The following is a 13,062-nucleotide window of genomic DNA, read 5'->3' as shown; positions in this document are numbered from 1 at the left end:
CGATTCAAGATAGTGCCTCGTGGGCATGAAGAAGGGGTTCGGATCATGACGATCCGAACCCCTTCGACGTTGCTACGCGCCGACCTTGAAGCGCGCGAAGTCCGTGACGGTGATACCGGCGTCCTTCGCCACCTGGGCGACAGAGAGCTTGTTGTCCTTGGCGTAGTCCTGCTCGAGCAGGGCGACCTGCTTGATGAACGCGGAGACGCGGCCTTCGACGATCTTCGGGAGAGCCGCTTCCGGCTTGCCCTCATTGCGGGAGATCTCGGTGACGATCTCGCGCTCCTTCTCGACAGCGTCCGCCGGGACGTCCTCGCGGGACAGGTACGACGGGTTGGCGAAGGAGATGTGCTGAGCGATGCTGCGCGCGGTCTCGGCGTCGTCACCCGTGTAGGCGACGACGACGCCGATCTGCGGCGGCAGGTCCTTGCTCGTGCGGTGCAGGTAGACCTCGACCTTGTCGCCGGAGATCGTGCGCACTCGACGCAGCTCGACCTTCTCGCCGATGATCGCAGCCTCTTCGGAGATGACCTGCTCGACGCTCTTGTCGCCGGCGGATGCAGCCAGGGCGGCGTCGACCGAGTCGGCCTTCACCGCGGCAGCGGCGTCGGCGACCTTGTCGGCCAGCGCGATGAAGCGCTCGTTCTTCGCGACGAAGTCCGTCTCGCACGCGAGCTCGATGAGCGTCACGGCGCCATCCTGCTCGCGAGCGACGATGAGTCCCTCGCTGGTCGAACGGTCAGCGCGCTTCGCGTTGCCCTTCGCACCCTTGAGACGCAGGATCTCGGTGGCCTTCGCGACGTCTCCGTCGGCCTCCTCGAGCGCCTTCTTGGTGTCGACCATTCCGGTGCCGAGCTGCTCGCGCAGCGCCTTCAGGTCAGCGATGGTGAAGTTGGCCATGTGTGGTGGCTCCTTGCTTCGTTAGGTGTGTGTACGAGGGATTACTTGGCGTCAGCGGCTTCGGCGGCGGCGACCTCAGCGGTCTCCTCACCGGAAGCGGCGGCGATCGCCTCGTCGTGTGCCTCTGCACCGGCCTCGTCGGCGGCGGTCTCGTCGGCAGCGGGGGTCTCGACGACCGCGGCAGCGTCATCCGCGGTGGTGACCTCGGCGGCGTCAGCGGACTCCTGGACCTCCTGTGCGGGGGCCTCGAGGAGCTCCTTCTCCCAGTCGGCGAGAGGCTCGGCGTCACCGGTCTCCGGGTTGTGCTTCTGCTGCAGACCCTCGGCCGCAGCGTCCGCGATGATGCGGGTGAGCAGCGACACCGAACGGATGGCGTCGTCGTTGCCGGGGATCGGGTACTGGAAGTCGTCCGGGTCGGCGTTCGTGTCGAGGATGCCGATCACGGGGATGCCGAGCTTCTTGGCCTCGTCGATGGCGAGGTGCTCGCGCTTGGCGTCGACGACCCAGATGGCAGACGGCGTCTTCGTGAGGTTGCGGATACCACCGAGCGACTTGTGCAGCTTGTCGAGCTCGCGCTTCTTGAGGAGCAGCTCCTTCTTCGTGAAGCCGCTGTTCGCCGGGGTCTCGTAGTCGAGCTCCTCGAGCTCCTTCATACGAGCCAGACGCTTCGAGATCGTCTGGAAGTTGGTGAGGAGACCGCCGAGCCAGCGCTGGTTCACGAACGGCTGGCCGACACGCGTCGCCTGCTCCGCCAGGATCTCCTGCGCCTGCTTCTTGGTGCCGACGAAGAGGATGGTGCCGCCGTGGGCGACCGTCTCCTTGACGAAGTCGTACGCCTTGTCGATGTAGCCGAGCGACTGCTGGAGGTCGATGATGTGGATGCCGCTGCGCTCGGTGAGGATGAAGCGCTTGACCTTCGGGTTCCACCGACGGGTCTGGTGTCCGAAGTGCACGCCGCTGTCGAGCAGCTGGCGGATGGTGACCACAGCCATGGTCGTCTCCTGGTTCTGGCGCGATTCTGCGCCGTTGAGGTTGCAAGCCGACCGGATGATCGGACTCCCTGGTGCCCGGCTCACACCCGCCTGTCGGAGGACAGGACCTGTGGGAGTGGATGCCGCGAAACGAGTCGCTCTGGGCACGCGTAGTCACCTCGATCTCGAGGTGCTCCTCCAGCATACAGGATCAGACGGCCGGCTCCCCTGCACCGTGGCTTCCCCTGCACCGTGGCTTCCTCTGCACCGTGGCTTCCTCTGCACAGTGGCTTCCTCTGCACAGTGGCGTCGTGTCACGTCTTACTCCCCGGATGTGTACGCCGTACTGCGCACGGTGCACCGCGGCAGCGTCGAGCCATCAGGATGCCTTCATGCGCTTGAGATCCAGAACACGAGCCCTGCTCACCGCGACTCTTCTCGTCGTCTCGACGGTCGTCTTCGCAGTGATGCTCTCCCCCGGCGCGGCGGCGCGGTCCGACGAGCCTGACGTACCCGCCTGGAGCTGGCCGGTCACCGGACCACGCTCGGTCATCGCGCCCTACCGCGCTCCGGCTCATAGATACGGCGCCGGGCATCGTGGCGTCGATCTCAGCGCCGCGATGGGGACGACGGTCTCGGCTCCTGCTGACGGAGTCGTCGCTTTCCGCGGGACGGTCGTGGATCGGCAGCTCATCACCATCGAGCACGCCGGCGGGCTGGTGTCGACATTCGAACCGTTGCGATCCGATCTCCTGGTCGGCGATCTCGTTGCGGAGGGTCAGGAGATCGGAGTGGTCGATGCTGGCGGGCATACACCGCCCGGCGCGATCCATCTCGGCGTGCGTCTCGACGGGGACTACATCAACCCGATGCTTCTCTTCGGCGATGTTCCGCGCGCAGTGCTCCTCCCCTGCTGCGAAGCCCCGTGATCGAGCTTCCGAGTCGTCGGAGTCAGGCGCGGGGATGGGCGAGCCGGTAGGTGGCCGTCAGGCGCTCGGTCGAGACGTGCGTGTAGATCTGCGTGGTGCCGAGGCTGGCATGCCCGAGTATCTCCTGCACCGCCCGCAGGTCCGCTCCGCCGTCGAGGAGGTGGGTGGCGGCGGTATGACGGAGCGCGTGCGGACCGATCGTCTCCGCGCCGACGATCGGTGCCAGGACACGCGCGACGAGTTCGTACACCGTTCGCGGGCCCACTCGCCCTCCTCTGCTTCCGAGCATCACGGCGGGGGTGAAGGTCCGTGACCTGGCGATGAGGACCGGCCTTCCTCGTCGCAGGTACGCGGAGAGCGCATCTCGTGCCGGCGCCCCGTAGGGGACGACGCGTTCCTTGTCTCCCTTGCCGACCACTCGGGCTGTGCCGCGCTCGAGGTCGAGATCGTCGACGTCCAGACCGCAAAGCTCGGAGACGCGGATACCGGACCCGTAGAGCAGCTCGAGGATGGCATGGTCTCGCAGCGCGAGCGGGTCAACCTCCGACGCTGTGGCGCGATGCGCGTCGAGGAGCTCGGACATCGCATCGCGCGAGGCGACCGTCGGCAACGTCCTCCCCTTCTTCGGCGCGACCAATCTCAGGCTCGGGTCATGCGCGGCGATCCCCTGTTCAGTTGCCCAGCCGAAGAAGGACCGTGCGGTCGCGGCGCGGCGCGCGAGAGTGGACCGCGCGTCTCCACGCTGCGTGGCGTTCCAGAGCCAGTCCCGGAGGACTTCCAGGTCGACGTCCTCGACGGCGACTCCCCCTGCAGAAGCGGCGAGGTCGCGAAGGTCGGAGCGATAGGCCTTCACCGTCGCCGACGACAGCCGACGCACCCGCAGCAGGTGGTCGGCGAATGCGTCTGCGGCCGCCGCGATCTCCATGACCCCAGCTTGCCGCGATCGAGCTCCCTGACCGGCAGCCTCGCCGTCGGATCGGCTACCGTCTGGGCGGCGCAGCCCGGTGCCACCCCGCGCTGTCGAGTGCGACATCTCCTTCCAGGTGCAGCAGTCCGAGCACTGATCGGACGCGATCAGGGGAGAGCCCCGACCGGCGGGCGACCTCGTCGATGGAGAGGCGTGCCCGAACGGTCATGACCTCCAGGATGCGAGCGTGGTGAGGATCCCGCTCCCCCGGGCTCGTGTCGGGTCGATGACCTATCGCGCCGAACAGCTCGCGCACCTCCTGCGCCGATGTGACACACTGCGCGTCGTACTCGCGCAGCAACCGATGGCATCCCGCTGAGGACGCGGAGGTCACCGCTCCGGGGACGGCACCGAGTGGACGCCCGAGCGTCGCAGCGTGACCGGCGGTGTTCAGCGATCCACTCCTCCAGCCCGCTTCCACGACGACCGTCGCGTGTCCCAGTGCGGCGATCAGACGATTCCTCGCCAGGAACCTCCACTTCGTGGGCGCCGTGCCGCAGGGTGGCTCGCTCACCAGTGCCCCCTCTTCGGCGATCCGCCTCAGGAGCGCCTGGTGCCCCGCCGGATAAGCACGGTCGACCCCGCCCGCGAGGAAGGCCACCGTCGCGCCCTCCACTCCGAGGGCAGCTCTATGGGCGGCTCCGTCGATCCCGTACGCACCGCCCGAAACGATCACCACGCCTGTGGCTGCCAGATCTCCCGCGATCTCTGAGGCCACGTGCTCGCCGTATCCCGAGGAGGCGCGCGCACCGACGATGGACACGCGAGGCTGATGGTCGAGCAGCTCCACACGACCCCGCACCCACAGTGCGGCGGGGACATGCGGTCCGAGATCGTCGAGGGCGACGGGCCACGCCGCGTCGCCGGGAATCAGCAGCCGGACACCAGCGGCAGCGGCTCCGTGGAGCGCTGCCAGCACGGCTCGTGGTGCTGCCCGCGGGGTCCAACGTGCACGCCCGTCGGCGAGCATGCGGGATGCCGCCGCGTTCGCGCGCCCGGGAGACAGCAGCGATGACGAGTGCCCCACGGCCACGGCGAGTGCTTCCGCAGCACCGAGCTCCGCGATCAGAGCGCCGGCGACGGCATCGCCCGGCTCCGCGATCACGGTCCATGCGGCGCGTGCCATGCACTCGTCCATACTCCCACCCGGGTGGATCTGTTCCGTGAGGGCCACAGCTTCGGCGTCGGCCAGGAGCTCGTCGATCATCGCGGCAACCCCCGTCGAAGGTGCAGCGCGCGGCCGATCTCATCGGTTCCCGGCCTGTCCAGCGCAGCCAGGTCCGCCATCGTCCATGCGACCCGGAGAACGCGGTCGTAGCCGCGAAGTGTCAGCGCTCCACGCTCCAGGGCCCGATCGAGCGGCGATCGCGTCGAAGCGGGCAGCCGGAGCGCTCCCTGCCGCAGCCAGGTGCCCGGCACATCCGCATTGCGACGCCATCGGGTGCTCCGCCAACGCGACGCTGCTCTCGCCCGCGCGTCCGCGACACGGTCCCGCGCCCGCTCGGTTGTCAGCTCCGCACTCGCGTCACCCATCGCCCGCGATGCGGCGACCCTCGTCACCTGGAGATCGATGTCGATGCGATCGCGGAGCGGTCCGGACAGACGGGTGGCGTAGCGTCTGATCGCCATCGGCGGGCACACGCATTCCGCACCGCGCACCCCATGATTTCCGCAGGGACAGGGATTCATCGCGAGCACGAGCTGGAATTTCGCGGGGAAGGTCGCGGTGAATCCGGCCCGATGCACAGCGATCACCCCCGACTCCAACGGATGGCGCAGCGCATCCAGCGCGACGCGTGAGAACTCGGCCGCTTCATCGAGGAACAACACGCCGCGGTGCGCACGCGCTATCGCTCCCGGTCTCGCGGCACGGGACCCGCCACCGACCAGTGCCGCGACCGACGCGCTGTGGTGCGGGGCCTCCAGCGGAGGGAGAGAATCCAGCGCGGACACCGCTTCTCCACTGAGCGAGCGAACGGATGCGACCTCGAGTGCCTCCTCTTCATCGAGTGCGGGCATGATGCCGGGGAGACGCCGGGCGAGCATCGTCTTTCCGGCGCCGGGAGGACCGCTCAAGAGCAAGTGGTGCCCACCGGCAGCGGCGACGACGAGAGCTTCGACGGCCTCCTCCTGCCCGATCACGTCGGCGAGATCGAGGGCGTCGCGCGAGCTCCGCGTGTCGGATGCGACCTCCACGAATTCGACATCGGGCACCTCCACGTCGGCGCCGTGCCAGACGGCGACCTCCGCCAGAGACCCGGCTGCGCGTACGTCGATACCGGGCACCAGCCTCGCCTCTGCCTCGTTCCCGTATGGCACGATCGCCGTCTCGAATCCCGCTCGTGCCGCCGCGAAGACCGCGGGGAGGACACCGGGCACCGGTCGGATCCTGCCGTCGAGACCGAGTTCACCGATATGGACCGTCCGGGCGATGGAACGCGACTCGACGGCTCCGCCCGCCGCCAGACACGCCACGGCCACGCCCAGGTCGAACCCGGCGCCATGCTTCGGAAGGCTTGCGGGCGAGAGATTGACGGTGAGCCGTCGACGTGGCAGATCCAAACCGGCGTTCTTGCAGGCGTTGTGCACGCGCTGGACGGCTTCGCCCAATGACTTGTCAGGAAGACCGATGATCCGGAACTCGGGCGTCTGGCTCGACATGTCGGCCTCGACCTCGACGAGGTGTCCGTCCACGCCGGTCAGTGCGACGGCCCAGGTGCGCGCGGTGCTCACGCGATGTCCACGAGATGCTCGAGCACACCGGTGGTCGGATCGGCTCCGATGATGCCGATCGCCTCGAGGCGCACGTCTCGCCCTCGCGCGACTCCCGGATGCTCTGCGATCCACGCCTGCGCCAGTTGCCAGAGCCGCCGGCGCTTGCGCGCGTCGATCGCCTCGAACGGGTGCCCGAATGCGTCCGTCCGCCGTGTCTTGACCTCCACCACGGCGAGATGATCGCCGCATACGGCGACGATGTCGATCTCACCCTGTGCGCACCGCCAGTTCCTCGCGAGCACGGTGTACCCGCTGCTCCTCAGATGTTGCGCGGCGCGGTCTTCTCCCGCTCTTCCGAGTTCATCCTTCGCTGCCATCTGCCCAGCATCACGTGGACACGCTTCCCGGGGTCGGGGCACGGCTGCAGATTCACGGCGTCTGGGGAGAAGTCAGCTCTTCAGCGCAGTGTGGAGTGAGTCCGGGCGCATCGGCGCGAGAGTCTTCGTCACTCGCCGTCGAGCGAGAGCTCCTGCGGGAGTTCGAACTCCCTGCGCTGCAGCTCCTCGACGTTGACGTCCTTGAACGTGAGCACGCGCACAGCCTTCACGAAGCGATCGGCACGGTAGATGTCCCACACCCAGACGTCCGTCATCGAGATCTCGAAATAGAAGTCGTGCTCGGTGTCCCGGCGGACGACGTTCACGTCATTGGCCAGGTAGAACCGGCGCTCGGTCTCCACGACGTACTGGAACTGCGACACCACATCCCGATACTCCCGGAACAGTGCCAGCTCGAGTTCGCGGTCGTAGTCGTCGAAGGCTTCCTCATCCATGATGTGTCCATCCTAGAGTCGCGGGCACCGGGGAGCGTCATCGGCTGCCGGGGCGCGTCCTCGGTGCCTCTGTCAGAACAGCGTGGGAGCGTCAGCTATGGCCCACGACGCCCTGTGGTGCGGCGACAGCCCGATCGTCCGGATCGCATCGCGGTGCTCGATGCTGGCATAGCCCTTGTTGCGGTTCCACTGATACGCGGGATGCGTCTCATGAAGCTCCGCCATGTAGCCGTCCCGCGCGACCTTCGCGATGACGGAGGCCGCCGATACCGAAGCACAATCACGGTCCGCCTTGACCACGGGACGCACATTCAGCGGAGTCGGGTGCACCTTCGACACGTAGTCGTGGTTCCCGTCGAGCAGGATGAGGGCTCCGTCGAGCACGGCACCCTGCGCAGCGACGGCCGAGACCGCGCGGGACGCGGCGAGTCCGAGCGCCCTCATGATGCCGACCTCGTCGACCTCCGCCGCACTCGCCCAACCGACCGCTGACGCCTGCACCCACGCGGCGGCACGGGCGGCCACCTCCGGCCTGCGCTTCTCCGTCACGAGCTTCGAATCACGCAATCCTTCGGGCACACGACGGCGGGCACCGGTCGCATCCATCACGGCAGCACCCACCGCGACCGGCCCCGCGAGCGCACCACGACCGACCTCGTCCAGGGAGATGATCAGTTCGCATTCACCGAGGAGCCGACGTTCCAGGGTGAGCTTCGGCGCGATGACGGTCATTCCGGATCCGGAACGCCGTTGAAGATCTCGTGGTGGCCGTCGATCGGTCCCAGCCGGTTCAACGGCCAGGTCGTGAGGAACGCCTTGCCCACGATGTTCTCCATCGGGACGAAGCCTCCGCTGGGCAGGTCCTGGTGCGCGCGGGCGTCGCGCGAGCGGTCTCTGTTGTCACCCAGCAGCCACACGGAATCCTCCGGGACCACGACATCGAACGGCTCGTTCGACGCGGCAGTGTCGCCCTGAGGGAGATTCAGGTAGCTGAGCTCGTCGATGGGCGCACCGTTGATCGTGATCTGTCCGAGCGCATTGCAGCAGACCACGTGGTCGCCGGGAAGCCCGATCACCCGTTTGACGAGATGATCCTGGGAGTCGGTGGCGGAGATGCCCACGAAGTTCAGTACCCAGTCGACGGCCTCGACCAGAGGCGGCTGCGCGGGCGTCTGCGGCTGTCCGTCCAGCCAGCCTCCCGGGTCCTTGAAGACGACGACGTCTCCGCGCTCGTAGTCGGTCCAGCGCGGAGTGAGCTCGTCGACGAGGATGCGGTCGTTGACCAGGAGCGTGCGCTCCATCGACGCGGAGGGGATGTAGAACGAACGGACCACGAAGGTCTTCACGACGAAGGAGACCAACGCGGCGATCACCACGATCACCAGCACGTCTCGAAGGAAGACCAGGAACCCGCGGCGTCGTCTGGACGTGGGCGCGGATGGGGATTCAGTCATCTGGTTCCTTCGCGATCATGCGCCGGCGCGCGGCGACGATATCTAGGGTCGCACACCGGAGGGAGAACGAAGCACCCCGGGACATCGTGTCCCGGGGTGCTTCGGAGATGCGTCGACTCAGCGGTCGCGCTTCTCCTTGATCTTCGCCTTCTTGCCACGCAGCTGGCGGAGGTAGTAGAGCTTCGCGCGACGCACGTCACCGCGGGTGACGACCTCGATGTGGTCGATCACCGGGGAGTGCACCGGGAAGGTACGCTCGACGCCGACCTGGAAGCTGATCTTGCGCACGGTGAACGTCTCGCGCACGCTGTCACCCTGGCGACCGATGACGACGCCCTGGAAGACCTGGATACGAGAGCGGTTGCCCTCGGTGATGTTGACGTGCACCTTGACGGTGTCACCGGGGAAGAAGTCCGGGATGTCCGAACGGAGGGAAGCCGCGTCGACGGCGTCGAGGATCTGCATGATCGTCTCTCTCTGCACCCGCCACAGGTCGCATGCATGTATTCAAAGGAACAAGAAAAGGGTTGAACTGTACGGAGCTGACGCGTCCGCGGGCTCCCCTGTGGCAGAGCCGGTCACAGCACAAACATTCATTCTGCCACGAATGCGGTGACGGACCAAAACGCGATGTCAGTCCCGGGTGTCCGTCTCCCGCACCACGATGACCTCGTGCGCACGCGTCGGCACGGTCGGCTCATCGACGGTGGGGATCGTGGACCAGGAGATGGTCTCGCGCAACCGCGCCCCACTTCCCCTCGCTTCGTTCCACAGCTGCCACAACTGCAGCCAGATCAGCGCGATCCCCGCGACGATAGCCCCCGTGAGCAACCACGGGAATGCGCCGTCGATGAAGAACCCGACCGCGATCGTGAGGCCGTTCCAGATCGTGAACCCGGCGACGTCCCACCACGAGACCGCTCGCTCGATGCGGACGGACGGACGGGACCGCGTCAGAAGGGTGAGGAGAAGCTGCCCGAGGAACACGGAGGGCATGGCGACGAGCAGCACCCACAGGATCGACCAGCCGCCCTGGAAGACACCCCACCCGATCAGCAGCCACAGGGGCAGCAGGAAGGCCGCCGGGAGAAGCCATCGGAAGTAGGCCTGTCGCAACCACATGCTGAGATCGTACGACGACGATCCGACGCGCGCTCCTGTGTTCGCTGAGAGCGCTCGGCCTTCCTCGGCCTCACGATCAGGGAGAATGGGAGGGACGAGAGGACAACCGATGATCGAACTGCGCACCCCCGCCGAGATCGAAGAGATGCGCGCCGCAGGGCGGTTCGTCGCCGAAACCCTGGCGACGTTGCGTGACGAGACCAAGGTCGGAACCAACCTGCTCTCGATCGATCGTCGCGCACACGACATGATCCGTCGCGCCGGCGCCGAGTCGTGCTACATCGACTATCACCCCTCGTTCGGAGCGAGTCCGTTCGGGAAGGTCATCTGCACCTCCGTCAACGACGCCGTGCTGCACGGCCTCCCCCATGACTACGTGCTCCGCGATGGCGACCTCGTCACCCTCGACTTCGCTGTCGCAGTCGACGGCTGGGTCGCCGATTCCGCCGTCTCGTTCGTCGTCGGAACAGCCAGCGACGAAGATCTCCGACTCATCGACACGACCGAGCGCGCCCTGACCGCGGCGATCGACGCCGCATCCGTCGGGAACCGCATCGGCGACATCTCCGCAGCGGTCGCCACGATCGCACACGGTGAGGGTTACTCGATCAACACCGACTTCGGCGGCCACGGCGTCGGCCGGACGATGCACGGCGATCCCCACGTCCCCAACGACGGCCGCCCCGGTCGTGGCTTCCCCCTGCGCGCCGGCCTCGTCCTCGCCTTGGAGCCCTGGCTTCTCGCCACGACCGACGAACTCGTCACAGACCCCGACGGGTGGACGCTGCGCAGCGCAGACGGGTCCCGCGGCGCGCACTCCGAGCACACGATCGCGATCACCGAGCAGGGCCCGATCATCCTGACCGACCGGTCGTTCCTCGGCGTCGACTGACCTGCCACGGTACTGATCGTCGTATCGGGTCGTGCAGACGTAGCACGCAGGCGCGGTCGGCGCTCCGGTGTGCCATCCTGAGTCCATGATTCCGCAGGATCGTCATGTGCCGGAGCGAGTGCTCCTCGCGCGTCACGGGCAGACCCAGTGGAACAGAGAGCATCGCCTGCAGGGGCAGCTTGATTCGCCCCTCACTCCCGAGGGAGTCGAACAAGCGCATGCGATCGCGGATCGGTTGACGGACGTCGACGTGCGCACGGTGTGCTCCAGTCCGCTCGGCAGGGCGGTACACACGTCGACGATCGTCGCAGAGCGCCTCGGTGCCGACGTGGTCGAGGTGCCCGAGCTCGCTGAGCTCGACCATGGCGAGCTCAGCGGCCTGACGTGGGAGGAGATCGACGCGGAGTATCCGACCGCAAGGGAAGAGCGGGCGGCCAACCGCTACGGGTGGGCCTTTCCCGGCGGGGAGAGCTACGCGCAGGCCAGAGCGCGCGCACGCAAGGCGCTCAGCAGCTGCGGATGGGTGTCACAAGGTATCCCCCTTCTCATCAGTCACGAGATGATCGGGCGCATGCTGCGTGCGGAACTGCGAGGGTTGGATGCCTCCACCGCACTCGGGCTGAGGCACCCACACGGGGTCGTGTTCGAGATCGACGGTGCCTCCGAGCGCATGCTCTGAGAGACACGTTCCCGGTTCGAGGCCTCAGTCAGGAAGACGGCGACGTGTCGTCGAGGAGATCGGGACGGCGCGACCGTGTTCGCTCGATCTGCTGCTCGTGGCGCCACGCGGCGATCGCCGCATGGTTTCCGCTCAGCAACACGTCGGGCACCGATCGTCCCCGCCACGATGCGGGCTTGGTGTACGACGGATACTCGAGCAGACCGTCCTCGTGGGATTCCTCGACGAGGCTCTCGGGATTGCCGACGACACCAGGGATCAGCCGGCCGATGGCCTCGATCATCGCCATCGTGGCGACCTCTCCCCCGTTGAGGACGTAGTCGCCGAGACTGATCAGCCGGACATCGCCCCGCTCGGCGGCGTACTCGAACACGCGCTCGTCGATGCCCTCGTAGCGGCCGCAGCCGAAGATGAGATGTTCGCGAGTCGCCAGATCACGCGCGGTCTTCTGGGTGAACACCTCTCCGGCGGGCGACGGGAAGATGATGGTGGGACGTTCAGCGACCGTTGCGGCAGCTGCTTCACTGATGTCATCGAGGGCGAGTCCCCAGGGCTCCGGCTTCATCACCATGCCCGCTCCGCCGCCGTAGGGGGTGTCGTCAACGGTGCGATGACGGTCCGAGGTCCAGTCGCGAAGGTCTCGGATGCGGAGATCGATGATCCCGGTCGCCTGAGCCTTTCCGAGCAGCGAGAGCGTCAGACCGTCGAAGTAGGACGGAAAGATCGAGAGGACGTCGATGCGCACGGGGACCCGTATCAGCGATCACTCGGACGCGTCGGCGTCCGCGCCTGCCTGCGGCTCGGCGTCAGTGGACTCCGGGACCTCCTCGAAGAGGCCGGGCGGCGGGGTGACGATCACGCGACCGGCCTGCACATCGACGGTGGGGACGATGGCGGAGACGAAGGGCACCATCACCTCGTCCTCGCCTGCCTTGACGATGAGGAGGTCCTGTGCGGGGAAATGCTCCACCCGAACGACCCGACCGATCACGGTGTCATCGCGGACCACCTCGAGGCCGACGAGCTGGTGATCGAACCACGCATCGTCTTCGGCCTCGTCGACATCCTGATCGATCCAGAGGATGGCACGGACGAGGCTGTCAGCCGCGTCGCGGTCCTCGACATCCTGGAAGAACACGACGGGGTTGCCGTTCATCACCCGGTACTCGCGCACCGTGATCTCCTTGCCGTGCCACGGAGATGCCTCGGGCACCTGCAACGTGAAACCGGCTCCGGGGACGAAGCGCCCCTCGGGGTTGTCTGTGTACAGCTCGAGCTTGAGTCCGCCCTTGAGCCCATGCGCCTTGACGAGACGCCCGACTCGCAGCTGGTTCTTGCCCTGGTTGCGGTCCTTCGCCACCACGTCAGTCATCCGCGACATCGACGCGGACCCGCCGCCCGTCAGCGAGTGCGCTGACGAGGGTGCGAAGGGCCTTCGCGGTGCGGCCGCCGCGCCCGATCACGCGTCCACGGTCGTCGGGGTGCACACGCACCTCGAGGAGGTCGCCTCGCGGCGATGTGGATTCGTTGATGCGGACATCTTCCGGGTGATCGACGATCCCCTTGACGATGTGTTCGAGCGCGGCGGCGAGCACGGCGGA

The 13,062-nt window shown here is 67.2% G+C and carries 17 protein-coding genes; 3 read left to right on the top strand and 14 right to left on the bottom strand.

What is annotated here, in order from left to right; genetic code table 11:
* Nucleotides 1–72 precede the first annotated feature (72 nt).
* Nucleotides 73–900, bottom strand: a complete 828-nt coding sequence (gene tsf, locus HDC31_RS08640; protein ID WP_045265219.1) for a translation elongation factor Ts — start codon at nt 898–900, stop codon at nt 73–75.
* Between the two features lie 41 nt (nt 901–941).
* A complete protein-coding gene (gene rpsB / locus HDC31_RS08635) occupies nt 942–1,892 on the bottom strand; it encodes a 30S ribosomal protein S2 (RefSeq protein ID WP_046747065.1) in 951 nt (316 codons plus the stop codon).
* A gap of 371 nt (nt 1,893–2,263) precedes the next feature.
* On the opposite strand from rpsB, the gene HDC31_RS08630 reads away from it, so the two are divergent.
* Nucleotides 2,264–2,800, top strand: a complete 537-nt coding sequence (locus tag HDC31_RS08630) for a M23 family metallopeptidase (RefSeq protein ID WP_113681926.1) — start codon at nt 2,264–2,266, stop codon at nt 2,798–2,800.
* A 22-nt stretch (nt 2,801–2,822) separates the two neighbouring features.
* Here the strand turns inward: HDC31_RS08630 and HDC31_RS08625 are convergent, their stop codons facing one another.
* The 9 genes from HDC31_RS08625 to HDC31_RS08585 form a co-directional block, all read right to left on the bottom strand.
* Nucleotides 2,823–3,725, bottom strand: a complete 903-nt coding sequence (locus HDC31_RS08625) for a tyrosine recombinase XerC (RefSeq protein ID WP_113681925.1) — start codon at nt 3,723–3,725, stop codon at nt 2,823–2,825.
* Between the two features lie 55 nt (nt 3,726–3,780).
* Nucleotides 3,781–4,974 (bottom strand): DNA-processing protein DprA, encoded by a 1,194-nt coding sequence (gene dprA, locus HDC31_RS08620; protein WP_179516015.1) that lies wholly within the window; start codon nt 4,972–4,974, stop codon nt 3,781–3,783.
* Nucleotides 4,971–6,500 carry a YifB family Mg chelatase-like AAA ATPase gene (locus tag HDC31_RS08615; protein ID WP_113681923.1) on the bottom strand — a complete coding sequence of 510 codons (1,530 nt, stop codon included), beginning with the start codon at nt 6,498–6,500 and terminating at the stop codon, nt 4,971–4,973. Before HDC31_RS08615 ends, dprA begins: the two co-directional genes overlap by 4 nt.
* Nucleotides 6,497–6,859: a YraN family protein gene (locus tag HDC31_RS08610; RefSeq protein ID WP_046747068.1), complete on the bottom strand. Its 363-nt coding sequence runs from the start codon at nt 6,857–6,859 to the stop codon at nt 6,497–6,499. Before HDC31_RS08610 ends, HDC31_RS08615 begins: the two co-directional genes overlap by 4 nt.
* Before the next feature lie 128 nt (nt 6,860–6,987).
* Nucleotides 6,988–7,314, bottom strand: coding sequence for a DUF2469 family protein (locus HDC31_RS08605; protein ID WP_045265213.1), 327 nt, complete (start codon nt 7,312–7,314; stop codon nt 6,988–6,990).
* 72 nt (nt 7,315–7,386) lie between these two features.
* Entirely contained in the window at nt 7,387–8,046 is a 660-nt protein-coding gene (locus HDC31_RS08600; RefSeq protein WP_046747069.1) for a ribonuclease HII, read from the bottom strand.
* Nucleotides 8,043–8,768 (bottom strand): signal peptidase I, encoded by a 726-nt coding sequence (lepB, locus tag HDC31_RS08595; RefSeq protein WP_058630610.1) that lies wholly within the window; start codon nt 8,766–8,768, stop codon nt 8,043–8,045. The genes HDC31_RS08600 and lepB overlap by 4 nt, the downstream gene beginning before the upstream one ends.
* 117 nt (nt 8,769–8,885) lie before the next feature.
* A complete protein-coding gene (gene rplS / locus HDC31_RS08590) occupies nt 8,886–9,233 on the bottom strand; it encodes a 50S ribosomal protein L19 (RefSeq protein WP_045265383.1) in 348 nt (115 codons plus the stop codon).
* 168 nt (nt 9,234–9,401) lie between these two features.
* On the bottom strand, nt 9,402–9,890 hold the full coding sequence (locus tag HDC31_RS08585; protein WP_113681922.1) for an MFS transporter permease: 489 nt from the start codon (nt 9,888–9,890) through the stop codon (nt 9,402–9,404).
* 109 nt (nt 9,891–9,999) lie between these two features.
* On the opposite strand from HDC31_RS08585, the gene map reads away from it, so the two are divergent.
* Together map and HDC31_RS08575 are read left to right on the top strand one after the other, a co-directional pair.
* Nucleotides 10,000–10,782, top strand: coding sequence for a type I methionyl aminopeptidase (gene map, locus HDC31_RS08580; RefSeq protein WP_046747071.1), 783 nt, complete (start codon nt 10,000–10,002; stop codon nt 10,780–10,782).
* A gap of 85 nt (nt 10,783–10,867) precedes the next feature.
* A complete protein-coding gene (locus HDC31_RS08575) occupies nt 10,868–11,461 on the top strand; it encodes a histidine phosphatase family protein (protein WP_218867351.1) in 594 nt (197 codons plus the stop codon).
* A gap of 28 nt (nt 11,462–11,489) precedes the next feature.
* On the opposite strand, the gene trmD is transcribed toward HDC31_RS08575, so the two are convergent.
* From trmD to HDC31_RS08560, 3 genes are read right to left on the bottom strand one after another with little or no spacing between them, the layout of a single operon-like run.
* A complete protein-coding gene (gene trmD, locus HDC31_RS08570) occupies nt 11,490–12,206 on the bottom strand; it encodes a tRNA (guanosine(37)-N1)-methyltransferase TrmD (RefSeq protein ID WP_058630607.1) in 717 nt (238 codons plus the stop codon).
* A gap of 18 nt (nt 12,207–12,224) precedes the next feature.
* Entirely contained in the window at nt 12,225–12,833 is a 609-nt protein-coding gene (rimM, locus tag HDC31_RS08565; RefSeq protein ID WP_113681920.1) for a ribosome maturation factor RimM, read from the bottom strand.
* Nucleotides 12,826–13,056, bottom strand: coding sequence for an RNA-binding protein (locus HDC31_RS08560; RefSeq protein ID WP_017830729.1), 231 nt, complete (start codon nt 13,054–13,056; stop codon nt 12,826–12,828). The genes rimM and HDC31_RS08560 overlap by 8 nt, the downstream gene beginning before the upstream one ends.
* Between the last annotated feature and the right edge of the window lie 6 nt (nt 13,057–13,062).

The organism is Microbacterium sp. JAI119 (genome assembly GCF_013410135.1).
Lineage (GTDB): Bacteria > Actinomycetota > Actinomycetes > Actinomycetales > Microbacteriaceae > Microbacterium > Microbacterium oxydans.
Note: the sequence above shows the minus strand (reverse complement) of the source record. Positions and strands in the feature narration are given on the sequence as shown.

Bases quoted from the DNA above. Each gene is read 5' to 3' on its own strand.
- tsf (WP_045265219.1), bottom strand. From the start codon at position 900: ATGGCCAACTTCACCATCGCTGACCTGAAGGCGCTGCGCGAGCAGCTC.
- rpsB (WP_046747065.1), bottom strand. From the start codon at position 1,892: ATGGCTGTGGTCACCATCCGCCAGCTGCTCGACAGCGGCGTGCACTTC.
- HDC31_RS08630 (WP_113681926.1), top strand. From the start codon at position 2,264: ATGCGCTTGAGATCCAGAACACGAGCCCTGCTCACCGCGACTCTTCTC.
- HDC31_RS08625 (WP_113681925.1), bottom strand. From the start codon at position 3,725: ATGGAGATCGCGGCGGCCGCAGACGCATTCGCCGACCACCTGCTGCGG.
- dprA (WP_179516015.1), bottom strand. From the start codon at position 4,974: ATGATCGACGAGCTCCTGGCCGACGCCGAAGCTGTGGCCCTCACGGAA.
- HDC31_RS08610 (WP_046747068.1), bottom strand. From the start codon at position 6,859: ATGGCAGCGAAGGATGAACTCGGAAGAGCGGGAGAAGACCGCGCCGCG.
- HDC31_RS08605 (WP_045265213.1), bottom strand. From the start codon at position 7,314: ATGGATGAGGAAGCCTTCGACGACTACGACCGCGAACTCGAGCTGGCA.
- HDC31_RS08600 (WP_046747069.1), bottom strand. From the start codon at position 8,046: ATGACCGTCATCGCGCCGAAGCTCACCCTGGAACGTCGGCTCCTCGGT.
- lepB (WP_058630610.1), bottom strand. From the start codon at position 8,768: ATGACTGAATCCCCATCCGCGCCCACGTCCAGACGACGCCGCGGGTTC.
- rplS (WP_045265383.1), bottom strand. From the start codon at position 9,233: ATGCAGATCCTCGACGCCGTCGACGCGGCTTCCCTCCGTTCGGACATC.
- HDC31_RS08585 (WP_113681922.1), bottom strand. From the start codon at position 9,890: ATGTGGTTGCGACAGGCCTACTTCCGATGGCTTCTCCCGGCGGCCTTC.
- map (WP_046747071.1), top strand. From the start codon at position 10,000: ATGATCGAACTGCGCACCCCCGCCGAGATCGAAGAGATGCGCGCCGCA.
- HDC31_RS08575 (WP_218867351.1), top strand. From the start codon at position 10,868: ATGATTCCGCAGGATCGTCATGTGCCGGAGCGAGTGCTCCTCGCGCGT.
- rimM (WP_113681920.1), bottom strand. From the start codon at position 12,833: ATGACTGACGTGGTGGCGAAGGACCGCAACCAGGGCAAGAACCAGCTG.